The sequence below is a fragment of the Streptomyces sp. NRRL S-646 genome (assembly GCF_000720765.1).
In the GTDB taxonomy this organism is placed as follows: Bacteria; Actinomycetota; Actinomycetes; order Streptomycetales; family Streptomycetaceae; genus Streptomyces.
The window spans coordinates 176,588-195,035 of record NZ_JODC01000002.1; the positions used below are offsets into that span (position 1 = coordinate 176,588).

The window sequence follows — 18,448 nt, forward strand, 5'->3', positions numbered from 1 at the left end:
CATGGGATGGCTGGAGGGCGAGGTCGCCCTGATCACCGGCGGGGGCTCCGGCATCGGTCGCGCTGTCGCCCTGCGCTACCTCGCCGAAGGCGCGAGCGTCGCCGTCCTCGGCCGTGGGGCCGCGCAGTTGGAGGAGGTCGTCGCCGCGGCGGGCGACCTCTCCGACCGGGTGCTGCCCCTCACCGGCGACGTACGCTCCCCGGACGATCTGCACCGGGCGGTGGACGCGACCGTCGAGAGGTTCGGCAAGCTGGACATCCTCGTCCCCAACGCCGGGATCTGGGACTACCACCGCAGCGTCACCAAGCTCGACGGCAAGGAGCTGTCCGAGGCGTTCGACGAAATCTTCGGCATCAACGTCAAGGGCTACGGCCTCGCCGTCGAGGCGGCCTGGCGGGAACTCGTCGCCACGCGCGGCAGCATCGTGATGACCCTGTCCAACGCCTCCTTCCACACCGACGGTGGCGGCCCCCTGTACACCGCCAGCAAGCACGCCTGCCTCGGCCTGCTCCGGCAGTTCGCCTACGAGCTGGCGCCGCGCGTCCGCGTCAACGGCGTCGCCGTCGGCGGCATGCGCACCAAGCTGCGCGGCCCGCAGAGCCTGGGCCTGCAGAACCGCACGCTCGAAGCCTCCTTCGCCAAGAACGAGGCGTCCGGACAGGAACAGCAACCGCTCATCCCGCTGTACGACTCCAGCGTCGAGCCGGAGGACTTCACCGGCCCGTACGTCCTGCTCGCCTCCCGCGCCAACAGCGGCACCGTCACCGGCGCCGTGATCCCCGCCGACGGCGGCATCGCCGTCCGCGGATTCCGTTCCCCGGCCGGTGGCGCCGGCCTCTGAACCGTCTCCCCTTCTCACTTCCGCACGACAGCCATCGAAGGAGCCGCCGCATGGCCGCCGTCGACATCAGCCCCGCCGCGGCACTGCACCGCAGAGCCCAGTACCCCACCGCCTGCGCACTCGTCTACGAGGGCCATGAGATCTCTGCCGCCCAACTCAGCCGCAGGACAGCCGAGTTGGCCGCCGGGCTGGCCGAACGTGGACTGCGGCGCGGCGACCGGGTCGCCTACCTCGGCCTCAACAGCGTGACCTTCTTCGAGACGCTGCTGGCCGCGGCACACCTCGGGGCGGTCTTCGTGCCGGTCAACTTCCGGCTCGCGGCCGAGGAGGTGCGCCACATCCTCAGCGACAGCGGTGCGCACACCCTGGTCGTCGAGGAGGGCCATCGCGCACTCGTCGAGTCGGTGATGAGCGACATACCCGCCCGCATCCACGTGCTGGTCGACACAGATCCGCGGTGCCCCGCGGCGACGGCGCCCGCCGCCGTCTGGACACCGCTCTCGGAGCTGCTCGCAGCCGACCGACGTGGCACGGAGCCGGTAGCGCTGTACGACGACGACCTGGCGGCGCTCATGTACACGTCCGGCACGACCGGCCGACCCAAGGGTGTCATGCTCACCCACGGCAACCTCTGGTGGAACGCGGTCAACGTCGAAAGTGTCGTGGACACCCGCCCGGACGACGTGAACCTCGCCGTCGCCCCGCTCTTCCACATCGGCGGCCTCAACGCCCTCACCCTGCGCACCCTCGTGCGCGGCGGCACCGTCGTCGTGCGCCGCGGCTTCGACCCCGCCCAGTGCCTGGAGGACCTCGTCCAGCACCGCGTGACGACCCTGTTCGCGGTCCCCGCGATGTACAGCGCCCTGACCCGCGTGCCCGGCTTCGCCGCGGCCGACCTCTCCGCCCTGCGATCCGCGATCGTCGCGGGCGCCCCCGTCCCGCCCCAGCTGATCAGGAACTACGAAGAACGCGGCATCCTGCTCCAGCAGGCGTGGGGGCTGACCGAGACCGCGCCCTTCGCCAGCTACCTCCCGGCCGGGCTCACGGCGGAGAAGGCCGGATCGGCCGGCGCACCCATGCCGTACACGGAGATCCGCATCGTCGACCCGGTCACCGGGGCCGGCGTGCGGGACGCGGACACGCGCGGGGAGATCTGCGTGCGCGGCCCGAACGTCACGCCCGGCTACTGGAACAACCCCGAGGCCACCCGTGCCGCCTTCGACGACGCGGGCTGGTTCCACAGCGGCGACATCGCGCACCGGGACAAGGACGGCTTCTACTACATCGTCGACCGCCTCAAGGACATGATCATCAGCGGCGGGGAGAACGTGTACCCGGCCGAGGTCGAGCGCGTTCTCGCCGCGTACCCGGGTGTCGTGGAGGCGGCCGTCATCGGCGTCCCGCATCCGAAGTGGGGCGAGACCGTGCTCGCCGTGCTGACCTGCGAGCCCGGGACCACGCCCACACTGGAGGAGGTGCGCGCCTTCACCGGCGGGCACCTGGCCCGCTACAAGCTGCCCACCCAGGTGCTGATCGCCGAACAGCTGCCCCGCAACGGCAGCGGCAAGCTGGTCAAGTCCGCACTGCGGAGCTGGGTCGAGACCCAGCGGTCCGCCGAGACACCGTGAGCCGGCCATGAGCATCCACACCGCCGTCGTACCGGCACCGCCCGAACCCGTCCTGGGTACCGACTGGACGCTGCGCAAGCTCGACGAGCCCGCCACGGTAACTCCGCAGACGGCGCGCACGTATGCCGTCACCGAGGCCCAGGGCGGTCCGACGCTGCTCCTGCGCGTCCACCGCGTCGCGCACCACCCGCTGCACAGCTGCTATCCGTACGGCACCCACGACCTTGCCCTGGGCCTGGTCCTCCCCGACCACGGGCCGTCCGGCCCGGCGCTTGCCGCGAAACTGCTATGCGCCCTCGTCCCCGCACTCTTCCTCGCCGACCCCCGCTGCCGCCGCATCGTCGCCGCACCGGACGAGAGCGACACCGTCACCCAGGCCGCCCTTGAGGCGGGCGGACTCCTCCGGGTCACCGAGGCCGACCTGCCCGACGCCAGCGTGGTCCTGTTCGCCGCCGAACCGCCGGACCTCGCCGACATGTCCACTGCCCTCGACGACATGCCCCACTGAGCTTGGCGTTTATCCTCGGCGGGCTTGGTATTCCTTGATCGATTCGGCAGGTTTGGCCGTTTTGCCGACGTCGTGACGTGTGGCGCGCTGCCTGTTCTTCGAGCCGGGAGGTCGTCCCGGGCCCGGCTTGGACGGTTTCGGTGCGGCCGACGGACGGGCCGCCGTCGCGCGGATGTTGCGAAACCCCCGGCGGACGCGGGCGGGGGTGAGGCGGCGGGGTGCGGCGGGTCGCTCCCAAAGACGGCGCAGGTCCTCGGCGAGGGGGCGGGCGAGGCGGAGCTGGGTGTGGGCGGCGATGATGAGCCAGGTCCACAGATCGGCGCTGTCGGCGTGGCGGATCTTCGATGCCGTCCAGCCGAGCGTCTGCTTCAGGAGCCTCAAGGTGTGCTCCAGGTCGAATCTGCGGAGGAAGGACTGCCACCAGCGGTCCACGTCCACCGGTGTTGCGGCGGTGGCGGAGCACCACAGCCTGACCGGTTTCGGGTCGCGGTCGCCCGGCAGGCGCTCGACCGGGAGGCGGATCAATGTGCCGTGCAGGATGGGCGGTTCTTCTTTGGCGTGGTCCAGCCAGGGGCCTCGGTGGGTGGGCCTGGGGTGCATGCGGTCCCAGGCCGTCGCCTCGGCCGTGCCGTAGCGGGTGGTGTGCGTGGCTGTGGCGAGGTCGGGCTGGTGCCGGCTGTCGGGCTTGGCGAAGGTGAGGACTCCGCCGTGCCGGCGGGGCCGCCCGCCCTTGGGGCCGGAACGGGCCGGGCCCGGGTCGCGGAGCATGACCCGGTCCGAGCGCAGGCGCCCGAGCAGCATCACCGGCAGGTCGGCCAGGGCGTGGGTGAGGTAGGCGACGTCGTAGCCGGCGTCCATCACGATGAGGATCTCCGGGTCGCCCGGCCGCCAGACCCGGCTTGCGTCAGCCGCTCGACGACATTGCGCAGTTGGGTGATCCTGGAGGTCGGGCAGTAAGCCGGCGTGAGCGCAGGCCGCGTTTTCGCGCGGACGTCCGTTACGGCGCGCTCGGGCAGCGCGCCGTACACGAACGCGTCCGAGAGAATACTCAGCCGGCGGCGTTCAACTGTTCCGGTTCGATCCGGTTGCGCAAGGTTCCGATGCCCTCGACCTCGGCCACCATCTCGTCCCCGGGCTGCAGATAGCGGGAGTTCTTGTCGCCGGCGCCTACGCCGGCGGGGGTTCCCGTCGCGATGACGTCACCCGGCAGAAGCTGGACGATCCGGCTGAGAAACGCGATCTGCGCCTTCAGGTCGAAGATCATCTCGGCTGTCGTGGAGTTCTGCTTGACGAGGCCGTTGACCATCAGTGTCATCTTGAGGTCGCCAGGGTTGGCGCAGAACTTCGACGGCACGAGCCATGGCCCCATCGGGCAGGTAGTGGCCCAACCCTTCTGAGTGAACCAGTCGAACGCCATCGGCGGCTCGGGAGCCGGCTCGCGCTTGAACCGGTCGCGTACGGACACGTCGTTGATCACTGTGTAGCCGGCCAGGCAGTCGAGGGCGTGCTGCTCGGACAGGTTACGCGCCGGGGTGCCGATGACCGCGGCGAGCTCCACTTCCCAGTCCAGGCGCTCGATGCCGTGCGGCAGCGCGACGGCGCTGTCCGGACCCACGACGGTTGAGGTCGGCTTGAGGAAGAAGAACGGGCCGTGGAGCGGGCGCGCGATCGGGGCGTCGCGGGCAAGCCCGCGCATCTCGCGGGCGTGATCGGCATAGTTGGCGCCGCACATGTAGAGGTTGCGGGGCTCCGGAAGCGGGGCTGTGAGCTGCACATCCCGCACCGGAACGCCCCGGCCCAGGCGGCCCGCCCCGATGGCGGACTCGATCTGTCCCGTCCACCCGGGCCAGTCGTCCAGCACCGTCCGCATCGAGGGACCGCCGGGAAGTCCGTACACGGTGTCGTCGTATACGACGGCTGCCTCGGGGCCGCCCCCAGATTCCATGCTGGCCAGCACGTAGCGAGGGATCGTCATGTGGTGCCTCCAATGTGAACAACGACAGGGAAAGCGAACACGGCGAGGGAAAGTCTATAGAGTTCCATGGAGGGCGCCCTCGGGGTCGGCGCCTTCAGCGGGGGAGCCGGGCCGCCGTCGGCGAGGACCGCCGGGAGGACGGCGCGCGCGTACCCGTGCAGCTCTTCCGGCGTGCCCGCCAGCCCGGCCGCCTGCGGAAGCCAGGTCAACTGAGTAACTCTTGGCGCAGAAAGCAGTGTGGCCGATCTCCGGGCAAGGCGGTCGCGGCTCGCGGTGAGGCCACCCTCAGCTCCCTACCGGATGCGCCGTCACGGTCGAGCGAGGCGGTCGGGTGCAGCATCGAAGTCCCCTCCCCGTTGTTGCCTTGCGTACGTAATCGATGGCCAAACTCTATGGACTTTGGTTTCTAAGGCTATATGATCCACCTCACGTACTACGAGGAGGTGGACGTGAGCTCTGCACCCGGGAAGGGAACCGCGGATTACGCGGCCAAGTCATTCCACGTGCTGATCGTCGGCGGCGGCATCGGAGGGCTCGGCCTGGCGCAGGGTCTGCGCAAAAGCGGCGTCAGCTGCGCCGTCTACGAGAGCGCGCCGGAGGTCGTGCGCAGCGGCTACCGCCTGCACATGAACAGCGACGGCGGCCGGGCCCTGCAGCAGTGCCTGCCTGAGCCCTTGTATGAGCTGTACGCGCAGACCTCGACGGCCACCCCGCGGCGAGCGCTCATGGTTCACTTCGACCACCTGGGCAACGAAGTGGGCACGCGCCCTCACCTGGATCCGCCCAATGACCCCGTTCGCCCCCACACAGCGGTCAACCGGCGCACTCTGCGGCAGATCATGATGGTCGGCCTGAAGGACGTTCTGCACCTCGGCCGCACCGCTACCGGGTTCATGGCCGATGGCGACGGCGTGCGACTGCTGCTCGCAGACGGTTCGTCCGCGACCGGGGATGTCCTCGTCGCCGCGGACGGCATCAACTCCGTCATCCGACGACAGCTTCTGCCTGGCGTGCCGGTTGTGGACAGCGGGCTCCGCGGCCTCTATGCGCTCGCGCCGTTGACCGACGAGATGGTGGCGACCTTGCCTGCCGGTCTCTTTGACGGGTTCGCCATGATCTCCGACCCGAAGGGAACCCTGCTGGTCTGCGGCGCGTACCGGCCCCGGCGGCCGATCGCCGAGGCGGTCGCCGATCTCGCGCCCGACGCCGAGATCGACCCGGTCGGCCCCTATCTCATGACCGGCTTGTTCACCCCGCCCGGCAGCGATGTGTTCCCCGGGGGCGCGGAGCTCTGGAGCGCGACCGCGGATGCACGGCACAACGTCATGCGGGCGGTCGTCGACGACTGGCATCCGGTCATGTCAGGGCTGGTGGAGCGGGCCGATCCGGCGACGATCATTCCGGTGACGGTACGTCACCTGGAGCAGGCCGAGCCGTGGCCGGCCTCGCGGGTCACCCTGCTCGGCGACGCCATCCACGCCATGCCGCCCGCCTACGGTACCGGTGGCAACCTCGCGTTGCGGGATGCCGCGTCCCTGGCCCGGGCCCTGACCCAGGCGGCTCGCGGACAGGTGCCGCTGCTGGAGGCGATCGGCGCGTACGAAGCGGAAATGCGCGCCGAGGTGTTCCCCATCCTCAGGGCGGCGTCCGATCCCCGGGCCAGCACCGTGCCGGAGTTCCTGCCCGACCTTCAGTGACGCGACAGCGCCCCGCGGGCGACTACCCGGACTGACTGTGTCCGAAGCGAAGCAAGAGGACTTTCCCCTTTCGAATCTGCATACCCTGACAATGGAGTCAAGCATGTCCGTCCCTGATAGGAGCGCAGCCCCGGCTTCGGCCGGAGGGATGCGCACAGCCACGCTCATCGCGGTTTGCGTCGGCGTGTGCCTGGCCCAGCTCGCCATCGCCATGCCCGCCACCTTGAGCGGAGCATTGCAGCAGAACCTCCACTTGACGGGATCCCAGGTCACCTGGGTCACCGACGTCTTGCTGCTTCCGATCACGGTGCTCGAGCTGACCTTCGGCGTGCTCGGCGACCTGTTCGGCCGCAAGCGCCTGCTGACGGGCGGCGCCGCTCTGCTGGCGGTCGGCGAGTTGATCTCGGCGCTCGCCCACGATTCCGCCCCGCTGCTGGCCGGGCAGCTTCTGTCGGGCATCGCCGCGGCCGCGATCTTCCCCAGCACGCTCGCCATGGTGGCAGCCGGAACGAGCACCCTGCGAGAGCGCGCGCGAGGGATCGCGGTTTGGGGCGCGGCCATGGCCATCGGCGGCGGCCTCGCTCCTCTTCTCGGCGGGCTCACCGCGACCTACGGGTCGCTGCCGTTGTCGTTCTACTCCGTGGCGGCGCTCGCGGTGATCGGCATGATCATCTCTCGCTTCGCCCAGGACTCGAACGCGCCGCAGGGACGCTCGCTCGACTGGGCCGGCCAGGTCACCATCGTGATCGGGCTGTCCGCGTTGCTCTACGGCGTTATCCAGGGCCCGAGCGACGGCTGGTCCTCACCTCGAGTGGTCACCGCATTCGTGACGGCAGCCGTGTTCCTGGTGCTCTTCCTGTTCGCCGAGTCCAGGGTGCGGTCGCCGTTGCTCCAGCTCGGGCTTTTCCGTAACCGCGACTTCGCGGCGGTGTCGGTCGTCGGGGTAGTCGGCATGTTCTCCTTCCTCGGCTTCGCGTACGCAACGAGCTTCCGCCTGGGTGTGATCCAGCACCTCAGCCCGATCCTCCTGGCCGTTCCGTTCCTGGCAGCCAACGGCGTCATGGTCGTGCAAGCCCCGGTCACCGCGCGCTTGCTGGAGCGAGCCAAGCCGCGCGTCGTTCTTTGCGGCGGTGCGCTTCTCATCGCCGTCGGGGCGTTCTGGATGGCGGCCCTGAGTATCACCAACCGGTCGGTGGTTGCGGTCTTGGCGCCACAGATCATCGTGGGCGTCGGCGCTGCGCTGTTGATCGCCTCGATCAGCGCGGTCGCGGTGAACAGCGTGCCGGCACACCTGGCGGGCATGGCCAGCGGGGCGATCAGCATGCTGCGAGACCTCGGTCTCACGCTGGGACCGGCGATCGTCGGCGCGGTCGCGCTCAGCCGCGCGTCTTCGCTGTTCGGCAGGCACCTGGAGGATTCCGCTCTGCCTCCCGGGCTCAAGGCCGCCGCCGGAGCGGTCGCCCAGGCCGGCGGTCCGCTTGCCGTGAATTCGGTGCCGCCGAACAGTCCCCCCGGCCAGGCCGCACCCATCGCCATGGCAGCGCTCGGTTCCGGCTACTCCCTCGGCTTCGCGGTGTGCGGCGTGGCGGCCGTGATCGCCGCCCTGTTCGCCGTGGTGACACTGCGCGGTGCGAGTCGGGTGGCGGGCGCGGACATCCCGTCGCCCGCCGAGACGGCGGTCGGGCCGACCAGGCGGGAGGCGGGAGCCACCGGTTCAGTGGACATCCCGTCGCCTGCCGAGACGCCAGCCGGGCAGGAGGCGGGAGCCACCGGTTCACGGGAAAGGGACGTGGCGAGTGAAGGTCGCTAATATTGATCACCGCGCGCACCTGGTCGAGGGCGGCCTCTACTTCGATATCGCACAGGCGAGCGATGGCCGTTTCCCAGCTGACCCCCAGGCGGTCTTCGGCCGGTGGCAGGAGATCTCGGACTGGGCCGCGGGAAGCAGCCTTGGCAACGGCCGGCCTTACCGGGCAAGCGAACTGCTGCCGCCCGTGCCGCGGCCGCGGCAGATCTTCGCCGTCGGTCTCAATTACCTTGAGCATGCGGCCGAAGCCAGGGTGGAGCCTCCGCGTGAGCCGATGGTCTTCACCAAGTTCTTCACCAGTCTCACCGGTCCCCGGGGCACTGTCGCGCTGCCGTCCGCCGCGGTGGACTGGGAGGTGGAGCTCGTCGTTGTCATCGGCCGGGCCGCCTGGCAGATCGAGGCCGAAGACGGCTGGAAGTACGTGGCCGGGCTCATGATCGGACAGGACCTGTCTGACCGCGCGCGCCAGTTCGCGGGCTCCCAGCCGCAGTTCAGCCTGAGCAAGTCCTCTCCCGGGTTCAGCCCGATCGGGCCGTATGTGGCGGACGTCCGCGAGGTTCCCGACCCGGACGACCTGGCGATCGAGTGCTCGGTCAACGGCGAGGTGATGCAGCGGGACCGGACGGCGTCGATGCTTTTCAGCGTCGGGGAGATCATGGCCAGGCTGTCGCGGATCCTCCCGCTGCTGGAGGGGGACATCATCTTCACCGGAACGCCGGCGGGGGTGGCAATCGGTCGCACGCCGCAGCGCTACCTACGTGCGGGCGACCGGCTCGCCAGCCGGATCGAGGGCCTGGGGGAGATGCTCCACGACATGACCGGTGCCGCGACCGCGGCGCGGGAACACGGCACGCAGCCGGGGAGGAACTGACCATGCTCAGTCCAGCGCTGATCGCACAGCTGCGGCAGGCGGTCCAGCCGGATCCGGCCAGCCAGCCCCTTCCGGCACCACAGCTACGGCATCCGGGTACCCGCTCCTACAGCGACATCGAGTTCGCGGCGTGGGAGGGCTATCGGCCCCTTCTGATGGACGTGCACCTTCCCGCGGCAGCGGGCCCGGCCGGCCTTGTCGTCTACGTGCACGGGGGCGGCTGGATGAGAGGGTCGCGGCGGCGCTTCCCGTTCGCCGTCTCCACGTTCACCGAGGCCGGCCTGGCGCTGGCGTGCATCGACTACCGGCTCAGCGCCGAGGCGATCTTCCCCGCCCAGCTGAGGGACGTCTACGCCGCCCTGAGCTGGCTGGCCGCCCGGGGCAGCGAGCTTGGCCTGGACACCTCCAGCGTGCTGCTCTGGGGTGAGTCGGCCGGGGCCCATCTCGCCGCGCTGGCCGGCCTTGGCGCTCGGGATGCTGCCGGGGAACCGCATGCCGCGGCCACGCAACCGCGGCCGGCGGTCGCGGGCGTCGTGGACTGGTTCGGGCCGGCCGACCTTCCGGCGATGTGCGACCCGGCCGACCCGCACCTGCGCGAGGCTCAGCTGATCGGCGGCCCGATCGGCGAGCGCCTGGCCGAGGCGCGCGCGGCGAGCCCGGTCAGCCACGTCGGGCCGGACGCGCCGCCGTTCCTGATCATGCACGGCACCGCGGACTCGCTGGTACCCCTCACGCAGAGCCAGGCGCTGGCCGCGGCACTGACCCGGGCAGGAGCCGAGGTCGAGCTGATCACCGTGCCCGGCGCCGAGCACGGATGGCTCGGCATGGACGACACCGCACCGCTCGTCGCGTCCGTGCGGAATTTCGCAGAAAAGCGCCTCGGCGCTTCCCGGTGCCGCACTGCGGACCGAGCAATTGAGGAGCAGGGAAAATGACAACTGTCTTTATCAACGCGAGGATCTTCGACGGCACCGGCGGCGAGCCTTTCGCCGGGGAGGTGCGCGTGGAGGGCGACCGGGTCACACAGGTCGCCGCCGGTTCGGGCCAGGTGAACCGGGAGGGCGCCGAGGTCGTCGACGCTGCGGGAAAGACCCTGCTGCCCGGTCTCATCGAGGCGCACGCCCACCTGTCGTGGCCGTCGTCGGTGGACCGGCTGATCCCCACCATGGAACTCCCGGCGGAAGAACACCTGCTGGTCACCGCCCACAACGCCAAGACTCTGCTGGATGCCGGGTTCACCAGCGCGTACTCGGCCGGATCGCTCGGCGGCAGGTTCGAGATCGCGCTGCGCGCGGAGATCAACGGCGGCTGGCTGCCCGGTCCGCGGCTGCGCGCGTCATGTATCGAGCGCGCACCGGAAGGTGACGTCGCCGTGCCCGACGTACACGATCCGGACGACCACGGCCGCGGGCCGGAGGCGGTACGGGCATACGTCCGCAAATGGGCGGCCAACGGTGTCGATACGATCAAGTTCCTGCTGTCCAGCGACGACGCATTCGTGCCCGGCGGCTCCCATCAACTGCTATACACCGACGAGGAGGTGAAAGCGGCCGGAGAGCAGGCCCGCGAGTCCGGGGTCTGGCTGGCCTGTCACGCGCACGCCGCCGCGTCGGTCAAGCAGGCGGTGCAGAACGGCTTCCGCGCCATCTACCACTGCACGCACGCCGACGAGGAGGCCCTGGACCTGCTCGAAGAAGCCAAGGACCGCGTCTTCGTCGCACCGGCGGTGGGAGTGGTCTACACCGGCGCTTATGAGGCAGCGCAGTTCGGCATGGACGCCACGGTCGTTGCCGAGAAGGGCATGCTGGAAACGCTCGAACGGTGGAGTACGGTCATCCCCGAGATGCGGCGCCGCGGTATCCGGGTACTGCCCGGCGGCGACTACGGTTTTCCGTGGAACCCGAACGGAGCCAACGCCCGCGACCTGCAGTATTTCGTGGAACTGTACGGCTTCAGCCCTGCCGAAGCCCTGCGGGCAGCCACGATGTACGGCGGCCAGCTGATGGGCATGGGCGACGAACTCGGGCTGGTCCGCGAAGGCTACCTCGCCGACCTGCTGCTGGTGGACGGCGATCCGCTGCAGGACATCGGTATCCTGCGTGACCGCGACAGGATCACGCACATCATGCAGGGCGGCCGTTTCCACAAGCGCCCTCGGCGCGAGGAACTCGAATCCCTGCTCGCTCTGGAACACCAGAGCGTTCATGCCTGAGCATGGATCCACCGGCGAAATTCCTGATGTTGCTGGCATTAGAGTGGAAAGGTGCCCGGAGAAGTTCATGACCGCAACCACCGATGTCGCCGAGATCCTGACCCTGCGCCCCGAGGTGCCCGGCTGGCTCGTCGACCACTATGCCTTGGTCGACGCCGGCGATCTCGAGGGGTACAGCAAGGACTTCGCCGACGACCTCACCCTGACGTTCGGTGCGCTTCCGCCGCTGCACGGTAAGGCGGCCGCGGTCCAGGCGCTGCGGACCGCGCACGAGACGCACGCGATGCAGCACCCCTTCCGCAACGTCTGGGATGCGCACGGCCACGTCATGATCCAATTCCAGGAGCGGTTCACATTCCCGGACGGCCGGGTCGAGACCGTGCCCACAATGGCGGTCATCCGGCACGACGCGCACGTCATCAGCAGTCTTCAGGTGTTCATCGACCGCGCGCCGTTCGTCACCGTACCGTGAGCGGAGTCACCATGAGCGCTAGCGCCGGCCGATTCCGCCGCCTCGGTGCCAGGGGCCGTCAACGCAATAGGCAGGATTGGACATGAGGGCTTTACAGGGCGAGGCGGATGACGTGGCCGAGCCGACCGCGGTGCGCCAGTCGCCATCCGGCGGCCCGGTGCATACGGGCGCAAACGTCTCGCAGGCCACCGCGGAAGTCGGGAACCGGCTCCGCACGATGATCCTGGAGGGTGCGCTTGAGCCCGGCTCGGTGCTGTCTCAGGTCGCGCTGGCCCGGCAGCTGGGCGTCAGTACCACGCCCGTCCGGGAAGCGATCCGGCTACTCGAGGCCGAGGGGCTGCTGATAACCGAGCGCAATCGCCGTGCGCGTGTCCCGCCGCTCGAGATTGAGGATCTTGACGCGGTCTACAGCAGCCGGGTGCTTCTGGAATCCACGGCGGTTGCCGTGACGACCCAGCGCATGACGAGTGCGGATCATGCGGCCCTGGCGGACAACGTGGCCAGGCTGGCAGCGGCAGTCGAGAACGACGACCTGCCGGCCTGGGATGCCGCCCACGTCGAGTTCCACCGTCGGATCGTGGCACTCACGAGCCCGTCGCAGGCGCAGATGATCGCGAGCCTGATGGACCGCGCCGAGCGCTACCGGCGGGTGTCCGTGCTGTCCTCGCAGCCTCGCGAGTGGGCATCGCGGAACTCCGAGCACGAGAAGATCGCCGAAGCGATGGTGGCGCGGGATCCGGCGGCCGCAGCCGGGTGCCTGGCCCGGCACCTGGCCCGCACCGCCCTCGTGCTGACAGCCGACTTCGCGCCTGAGGCGGACGCGATCTGCACGCGGACCGCCTTGCAGATGGTCGGGTCATGGCAAGGTTCGTAACCGAGGACCACCGAACCTCCTGACACGATCCTCTATGGAGCCTCTATGGAGTTGCCTGCAGGCGGGCGTACCTTTCTGATCCGCGAAGGTGCGCTCCGCTTGTGTGGGTCTATGTCTGCTCCGGCTGGGTTCGGCGTGAGGTCGCTCGTATGGCGTCGCGCAGATCGCGGTACTGGTCCGACCTGCGCGCCCGGCCGGTCTTCCACCACCAGCGCGACTCGATCGAAACCCACGTGACCGTCGTGTTCGCCGCCCTGGCCGTCAGCCGCCTGTTGCAGAACCGCACCGGCGTCACGATCAAGAAGCTCGTCCAAACCCTACGCGTCGCCCGCTCCGCCACGATCGACGTCAACGGACAACGCCTCACCCTCGACCCCGAACTCAGTCCTGCCGCCCGCGAGATCGTCGACCGGCTGCCCGGAGGTCACCAACCCGAGTGTCCTGACTCAGGAGGCCGAAGTTCAGCTTGCCGAGGCGGTACGCACGCGCGTTCTGCGGACTGTCTCGGTGCCGTCATAGTTGGCGCATTGACCCGACGGGCAAAAGGCCAGCTTGGGGGGCGCCGACTCTCCTAGCCAGGCCGACCTGGCGTGGCATCAAACGTGGTGCGAGACGAAAGTCGGACGGGTGAACCCTGGCATGCCGAGGGATCGGCAGTGACGCCGAGGCCTGCCCATGATCGTTCTCGCGGGGATTCCCTGTATCTCAACTACTCACACCCGCTGACCTTCGGGTCGCAGACCTCGTCGGCCGGGAGGAACAGGATGCAGGCACACCCGCTCCTCACCTTGCATGCCTTCGGCGGGAAGTGCGGCACACACCGCTCGGGATCGGATTTCTGATGAGACCCCAGGGCGTGATCGCACCGTCCGTACGTCCGCACGAGCTTCGCCCCGCAACCGCTCGACCACCGTGTCCATAACGGGCCAGCGAGCCGTTCGCTGACACGTCACGACCAACCGACATGTCATGTCGGCCTCAGGAACAGGCACTGACCACCGCCTCACCGCGTGGAGAGATGGAGAGGAGCAAGCTCGGCCCAGATGGTCTTGCCGGTGCGGGTGTAGCGCGTACCCCACCTTCGGGTGAGCTCGGCGACCATGAACAGGCCGCGGCCGCCCTCGTCGAACACCCGGGCGCGGCGGAGGTGCGGACTGGTGCTGCTGCCGTCGGAGACTTCGCAGATCAGTGCCTCGTCCTTGATCAGCCTGAGGCGGATCGGGCCGCTGGCGTACCGGATGGCGTTCGTCACCAGCTCGCTGATGACCAGTTCCGTGACGAACGCGGTTTCCTCCAGGCCCCATGCGGCCAACCGGTCGCAGGCGCGGCGGCGGGTCTCGGCGACGACCGCGGGATCGACGGGAACGTCCCAGGAGGCGACGCGGTCCTCGTCGAAGAGACGGGTGCGGACCAGGAGCAGGGCGATGTCGTCGGTGCGCGCTTCGGGGCTCAGGGTACCCAGGACGGTGTCGCACAGCGCTGCAAGCGAGGATGCGGGCCGGGCCAGAGTGTGGCGCAGGGCGTCGAGTCCCTCGTCGAGGTTGCGATCGCCGGCCGAGAGGAGGCCGTCGGTGAACAGGGCGAGCAGACTTCCTTCGGGCACGGTGACCTCGGCCGCCTCGAAGGGCAGGCTGCCCAGCCCCAGAGGCGGGCCGGCGGGCAGGTCGATGACCGTGCTGGTGCCGTCCGGGTGGACCAGGATCGGCGGGGGATGGCCGGCCCGGGCAAGGGAGCAGATGCCGGAGAGGGGGTCGTAGACCGCGTACAGGCAACTGGCTCCGATGGCGCCGGGGATCTCGCCGGTGGCGACGGTGTCGTCCTCGGTGTGGGTGACGATGTCGTCGAGGTGGGTGAGGAGCTCATCGGGCGGGAGGTCGATGTCGGCGAGGGTGCGCACCGCCGTACGCAGGCGGCCCATGGTGGCTGAGGCGTTGATGCCGTGGCCGACGACATCGCCGACGACCAGACCGACGCGGCCGCCGGGCAGCGGGATCACGTCGTACCAGTCGCCGCCCGCCTGCACGCCGCCGCCCGCAGGGAGATAACGGGAAGCCGTCTCCACGGCAGGAAGCGTGGTCGGGCCGTGCGGCAGCAGGTCGCGTTGCAGCGCCAGCGAGATGCCGCGTTCGCGGGTGAACCGGCGGGCGTTGTCCAGGCAGACCGCCGCCCGCGCGACCAGGTCCTCGGTGACGGCCAGATCGTCAGGGCCGAACGGCTCGCGAGACGAGCATCTGACGAACATGACTGCCCCGAGGGTGGTGCCACGGGCGCGGATGGGTACCGCGATCAGCGAACGCACTCCGCACGCGCGGGCCTGCGCCGCCTGGACAGGGTCGTCGGCGAACCAGCGGACGACCTGGGAGTCGTTGACGTGGTGCCGTTGCGCCCGGCCGCTGGCCAGACATCGGGCGATCGGCGAAGAAGCCACATGGTTGCTGATCTCGTCCGGGGCCGGATGCTCTACCGACGTCGCGGACGCCACCCTGTATGCCGCCCGGCGCAGCGGGACGGGACCGGACAGGACAGGTGCGGGCACATCGCCCTGGAAGACGGGGTCGAGCAGGTCCACGCTGACGAGGTCGGCGAAGCGGGGTACGGCGACCTCGGTGAGCTCGCGTGCGGTGCCCACCACGTCCAGGCTGGTGCCGATGCGGGTGCGGGCCTCGCTCACGAGGGCCAGCCGCTCCCGGGACTCGTACTGCTGGGAGTAGTCGTAGGCCGACAGACCCGCCCCATGCACCTGGCCAGCTTCGTCCGTGAGCGGGAAGATGTCGAGAGCCCAGGGGTGCGCCCTCGGCTCGCCCGGAAGCCTCACGAAGAGCTCGCTGAATTCGGGCTTCCCGGTCTGAACAACCCGGCGGATCCGCTGCTCGACTTCCTCGTATGCGGGGCCCTGAAGGATCTCGGCCAGGAACCGGCCGCGGACGTCGTGCTCGGAGAGGCCCGTCGCCTGCTCCGTGACCTCGTTGCCGAACAGTATGCGTCCCTCGCGGTCAAAGATCGAAAGGGCGAGGGGCTGCTCCTGGAACATCCATCGCTTGAGTGAGCACTCGTCCGGGGAGTCCGTCCCGGGTACGACCATCACCAGGCACCCGGTCGGCCGCTTGTCGGACGGCAGCGGATAGAGGCGCACCTGAGCATCCGACAGCCTGCCGTCCCGGTGCTTCAGCACTGCCCAGTCAGCGGTGAACAGATCGGCCAGAGGCTTGCCGATGACCTCCTCGGGGGCATAGCCCCACAGCGTCTGGGCGCCGCTGCTCCAATGGGTCACCCGGCCGTCCGGGTCCGTGACCGCGATGGCCGCAGCCGTGCCGAGGAAGGCCCCTGCCGACGCCGGAGGGAGTCGGCAGGGCGACTCGTCGGACGTCATTGTCGTGTCCTTGGTGGCCTTGTTGTCGCGCCCTGAGTGGCCTTGTTGCCGGACTTGCTGACCGTGTTCACGATCCCCCTGAGGGTGGCAGGTTTCAAGCCGAGCGGCCACGCCGCGCGCTGGTCGGCGTGCCGGGCGTCCGAGGGGAGTGCAGGGGGCCGGGCACGGGCCGCCATCCGGCAGGAGCCCGGACGTGTGCTGCACCGTGGCACACGGGCTAGGTCCTGCCTCCGGGTGCGGGTGACCGTGGCTGCGTGCTTGCAGCAACCGCCATCTCCCAGAGCGCCGCCGACCCGCTGTCCGGGCTGGTGCTGCGCGACGTACCGGTACCTCGCCCGAAGCCCGGCTGGTCCCGGGTACGGGTCGTGGCCTCTTCCCTGAACATGCACGACCTGTGGACGCTGCGTGGCGTGGGCCATCCCCCGGAGCGCCTTCCCATCGTGCTCGGCTGCGACGCGGCCGGATACGACGAGGACGGCAACGAGGTCATCGTGCATCCGGTGCTCGGCGACCCGGACGCGGGCGGGGGAGACGAGACGCTCGACCCGAACCGTGCGCTGCTGTCCGAACAGCACGACGGGGCCTTCGCCGAGTACCTGACCGTGCCCACCCGCAACCTGGTGCCGAAGCCCGCGTGGCTGTCCTTCGACGAGGCGGCCTGCCTGCCGGTCGCCTGGGGCACCGCCTACCGCATGCTCTTCACCCAGGCCCGGATCACCGCCGGCGACCGGGTGCTCGTACAGGGCGCGGGCGGCGGGGTCGCCTCCGCCGCCATCCGGCTCGCGGTGGCCGCCGGGGCCGTCGTCTACGCCACCAGCCGCAGCGAGGCCAAGCGTGCCGAGGCCCTCACCTGGGGGGTGCGCGCAGCGCTGGCCCCCGGTGAGCGGCTGCCCGAGCGGGTGGACGTCGTGATCGAGACGGTCGGCGAGGCGACCTGGTCCCATTCCCTGAAGTCGCTGCGGCGCGGCGGCACGGTCGTGATCGCGGGAGCGACGAGCGGCGCCAACCCGCCCGCGGACCTGGCCCGCATCTTCTACCTCCAGGGACGAGTCCTCGGCTCCACCGGCTGCACCCGTGGCGAGCTCGTCGCGCTGCTCCGGCTGATGGAGGCCACCGGAGTCCGCCCTGTGATCGACCGCACCCTGCCCCTCACGGACATCCACAAGGGCTTCCAGCTCATGATCGACGGCGGTCTGACCGGGAAGCTCGTCATCCACCCGTCGGCCCCCCAGAGTTAAGGACCCTCTCCCATGACCGCAGCTGTCGTCGGGCTCTCGCACTCGCCCCTGATCGGCAGGAACGACCCCGAGCCCGAGGTTCTGGCCCGCGTCGACGAGGCCGTCGAGAGCGCCAGGGCCTTCGTCCGCCGCTTCGACCCGGAGCTCGTCGTCCTCTACGCGCCCGACCACTACAACGGCTTCTTCTACAAGGAGATGCCCCCGTTCTGCCTGGCCACCGAGGCCCACGCGGTGGGCGACTTCGGTTCCCAGGGCGGGCCGCTGTCGGTCGACACCGACGCCGCCAGGACTCTGGCCAAGGGGGTGCTCGACCGCGGCATCGATCTCACCGTCTCGGCCCGGATGACCGTGGACCACGGCTTCGCGCAGCCCCTGGAGGTCCTCTTCGGCGGTATCGACCGCGTGCCGGTGGTGCCCGTCTTCGTCAACGGCGTGGCGACCCCGCTCGGCCCGGTCAGCCGTATCCGCGCTCTCGGCACCGCGGTCGGTCAGGCCGCGGACGCCCTGGACAAGCGGGTGCTGTTCGTCGCCTCCGGTGGTCTGTCCCACGACCCGCCGGTGCCGGTGCTCGAGGGCGCACCGCCCCGGGTCGCCGACGCGCTCATCGAGGGAAACCCGCCCACACCGGAGCAGCGTGCGAAGGGCGAGGAGCGGGTCGTCCAGGCCGGCCGCGACTACGCCGCCGGGTCGTCGAAGATGATCCCGATCAACCCCGCCTGGGACAACCTCCTCCTCGACCAGCTGGAGCGCGGCGACCTCGCGGAGTTCGACTCCTGGACCGTCGATGACATGGCCGCACAGGGCGGCGGCTCCGCCCACGAGGTCCGCACCTGGATCGCGGCGTACGCCTCCCTCGCGGCCACCGGCAAGTACGAGATGACGTCCCGCTTCTACGAGGCCATCCCCGCCTGGATCGCCGGATTCGCTGTGACCACGGCGGAAGGGCGGTGACCGG

Annotated in this window: 15 protein-coding genes and 1 pseudogene; 13 read left to right on the forward strand and 3 right to left on the reverse strand. The window is 69.9% G+C overall.

Going from position 1 to position 18,448, the window contains the following annotated elements; all coding sequences use genetic code 11:
- Position 1 precedes the first annotated feature (1 nt).
- From hcaB to IH68_RS0103445, 3 genes are read left to right on the forward strand one after another with little or no spacing between them, the layout of a single operon-like run.
- A complete protein-coding gene (gene hcaB / locus IH68_RS0103435; RefSeq protein WP_030928080.1) occupies positions 2 to 841 on the forward strand; it encodes a 3-(cis-5,6-dihydroxycyclohexa-1,3-dien-1-yl)propanoate dehydrogenase in 840 nt (279 codons plus the stop codon).
- A gap of 50 nt (positions 842 to 891) precedes the next feature.
- Entirely contained in the window at positions 892 to 2,469 is a 1,578-nt protein-coding gene (locus IH68_RS0103440; RefSeq protein WP_030928082.1) for an acyl-CoA synthetase, read from the forward strand.
- Positions 2,470 to 2,476: 7 nt separating this feature from the next.
- Positions 2,477 to 2,977: a GNAT family N-acetyltransferase gene (locus IH68_RS0103445; protein WP_030928084.1), complete on the forward strand. Its 501-nt coding sequence runs from the start codon at positions 2,477 to 2,479 to the stop codon at positions 2,975 to 2,977.
- A 9-nt stretch (positions 2,978 to 2,986) separates the two neighbouring features.
- On the opposite strand, the pseudogene IH68_RS49550 reads toward IH68_RS0103445, so the two are convergent.
- Positions 2,987 to 3,909 (reverse strand): annotated as a pseudogene (locus IH68_RS49550) (transposase); the annotation flags it as partial.
- Positions 3,910 to 4,025: 116 nt separating this feature from the next.
- On the reverse strand, positions 4,026 to 4,952 hold the full coding sequence (locus tag IH68_RS0103455) for a fumarylacetoacetate hydrolase family protein (RefSeq protein WP_030928085.1): 927 nt from the start codon (positions 4,950 to 4,952) through the stop codon (positions 4,026 to 4,028).
- A gap of 416 nt (positions 4,953 to 5,368) precedes the next feature.
- On the opposite strand from IH68_RS0103455, the gene IH68_RS0103460 reads away from it, so the two are divergent.
- From IH68_RS0103460 to IH68_RS59685, 8 genes are all read left to right on the forward strand, one after another.
- Positions 5,369 to 6,649, forward strand: coding sequence for an FAD-dependent oxidoreductase (locus IH68_RS0103460; RefSeq protein ID WP_078912296.1), 1,281 nt, complete (start codon positions 5,369 to 5,371; stop codon positions 6,647 to 6,649).
- A gap of 148 nt (positions 6,650 to 6,797) precedes the next feature.
- Entirely contained in the window at positions 6,798 to 8,459 is a 1,662-nt protein-coding gene (locus tag IH68_RS0103465) for an MFS transporter (RefSeq protein ID WP_063763496.1), read from the forward strand.
- On the forward strand, positions 8,446 to 9,327 hold the full coding sequence (locus IH68_RS0103470) for a fumarylacetoacetate hydrolase family protein (protein WP_030928091.1): 882 nt from the start codon (positions 8,446 to 8,448) through the stop codon (positions 9,325 to 9,327). Before IH68_RS0103465 ends, IH68_RS0103470 begins: the two co-directional genes overlap by 14 nt.
- A 2-nt stretch (positions 9,328 to 9,329) precedes the next feature.
- Positions 9,330 to 10,262, forward strand: coding sequence for an alpha/beta hydrolase (locus IH68_RS49555; RefSeq protein WP_051833135.1), 933 nt, complete (start codon positions 9,330 to 9,332; stop codon positions 10,260 to 10,262).
- Entirely contained in the window at positions 10,259 to 11,539 is a 1,281-nt protein-coding gene (locus IH68_RS0103480) for an amidohydrolase family protein (protein ID WP_037884508.1), read from the forward strand. Before IH68_RS49555 ends, IH68_RS0103480 begins: the two co-directional genes overlap by 4 nt.
- A gap of 67 nt (positions 11,540 to 11,606) precedes the next feature.
- Positions 11,607 to 12,011 (forward strand): nuclear transport factor 2 family protein, encoded by a 405-nt coding sequence (locus tag IH68_RS0103485; RefSeq protein ID WP_030928097.1) that lies wholly within the window; start codon positions 11,607 to 11,609, stop codon positions 12,009 to 12,011.
- A 112-nt stretch (positions 12,012 to 12,123) separates the two neighbouring features.
- Complete coding sequence (locus IH68_RS0103490) at positions 12,124 to 12,885, forward strand: GntR family transcriptional regulator (RefSeq protein WP_159403635.1); 762 nt, start codon at positions 12,124 to 12,126, stop codon at positions 12,883 to 12,885.
- A gap of 149 nt (positions 12,886 to 13,034) precedes the next feature.
- Positions 13,035 to 13,460 carry a hypothetical protein gene (locus IH68_RS59685; RefSeq protein WP_159403636.1) on the forward strand — a complete coding sequence of 142 codons (426 nt, stop codon included), beginning with the start codon at positions 13,035 to 13,037 and terminating at the stop codon, positions 13,458 to 13,460.
- Positions 13,461 to 13,888: 428 nt separating this feature from the next.
- Here the strand turns inward: IH68_RS59685 and IH68_RS0103505 are convergent, their stop codons facing one another.
- Positions 13,889 to 16,255, reverse strand: coding sequence for a SpoIIE family protein phosphatase (locus IH68_RS0103505; protein ID WP_078912298.1), 2,367 nt, complete (start codon positions 16,253 to 16,255; stop codon positions 13,889 to 13,891).
- Positions 16,256 to 16,509: 254 nt separating this feature from the next.
- Here IH68_RS0103505 and IH68_RS0103510 point away from each other — a divergent pair, with 254 nt between their 5' ends.
- Positions 16,510 to 17,493 (forward strand): zinc-binding dehydrogenase, encoded by a 984-nt coding sequence (locus IH68_RS0103510; RefSeq protein WP_030928107.1) that lies wholly within the window; start codon positions 16,510 to 16,512, stop codon positions 17,491 to 17,493.
- Positions 17,494 to 17,505: 12 nt separating this feature from the next.
- A complete protein-coding gene (locus tag IH68_RS0103515; protein WP_030928111.1) occupies positions 17,506 to 18,444 on the forward strand; it encodes a 3-carboxyethylcatechol 2,3-dioxygenase in 939 nt (312 codons plus the stop codon).
- The last annotated feature ends 4 nt before the right edge of the window (positions 18,445 to 18,448 follow it).

Bases quoted from the DNA above. Each gene is read 5' to 3' on its own strand.
- IH68_RS0103455 (WP_030928085.1), bottom strand. From the start codon at position 4,952: ATGACGATCCCTCGCTACGTGCTGGCCAGCATGGAATCTGGGGGCGGC.
- IH68_RS0103515 (WP_030928111.1), top strand. From the start codon at position 17,506: ATGACCGCAGCTGTCGTCGGGCTCTCGCACTCGCCCCTGATCGGCAGG.
- hcaB (WP_030928080.1), top strand. From the start codon at position 2: ATGGGATGGCTGGAGGGCGAGGTCGCCCTGATCACCGGCGGGGGCTCC.
- IH68_RS0103485 (WP_030928097.1), top strand. From the start codon at position 11,607: ATGACCGCAACCACCGATGTCGCCGAGATCCTGACCCTGCGCCCCGAG.
- IH68_RS0103465 (WP_063763496.1), top strand. From the start codon at position 6,798: ATGCGCACAGCCACGCTCATCGCGGTTTGCGTCGGCGTGTGCCTGGCC.
- IH68_RS0103505 (WP_078912298.1), bottom strand. From the start codon at position 16,255: ATGACGTCCGACGAGTCGCCCTGCCGACTCCCTCCGGCGTCGGCAGGG.
- IH68_RS49555 (WP_051833135.1), top strand. From the start codon at position 9,330: ATGCTCAGTCCAGCGCTGATCGCACAGCTGCGGCAGGCGGTCCAGCCG.
- IH68_RS0103445 (WP_030928084.1), top strand. From the start codon at position 2,477: ATGAGCATCCACACCGCCGTCGTACCGGCACCGCCCGAACCCGTCCTG.
- IH68_RS0103440 (WP_030928082.1), top strand. From the start codon at position 892: ATGGCCGCCGTCGACATCAGCCCCGCCGCGGCACTGCACCGCAGAGCC.
- IH68_RS0103460 (WP_078912296.1), top strand. From the start codon at position 5,369: ATGATCCACCTCACGTACTACGAGGAGGTGGACGTGAGCTCTGCACCC.
- IH68_RS0103480 (WP_037884508.1), top strand. From the start codon at position 10,259: ATGACAACTGTCTTTATCAACGCGAGGATCTTCGACGGCACCGGCGGC.
- IH68_RS59685 (WP_159403636.1), top strand. From the start codon at position 13,035: ATGGCGTCGCGCAGATCGCGGTACTGGTCCGACCTGCGCGCCCGGCCG.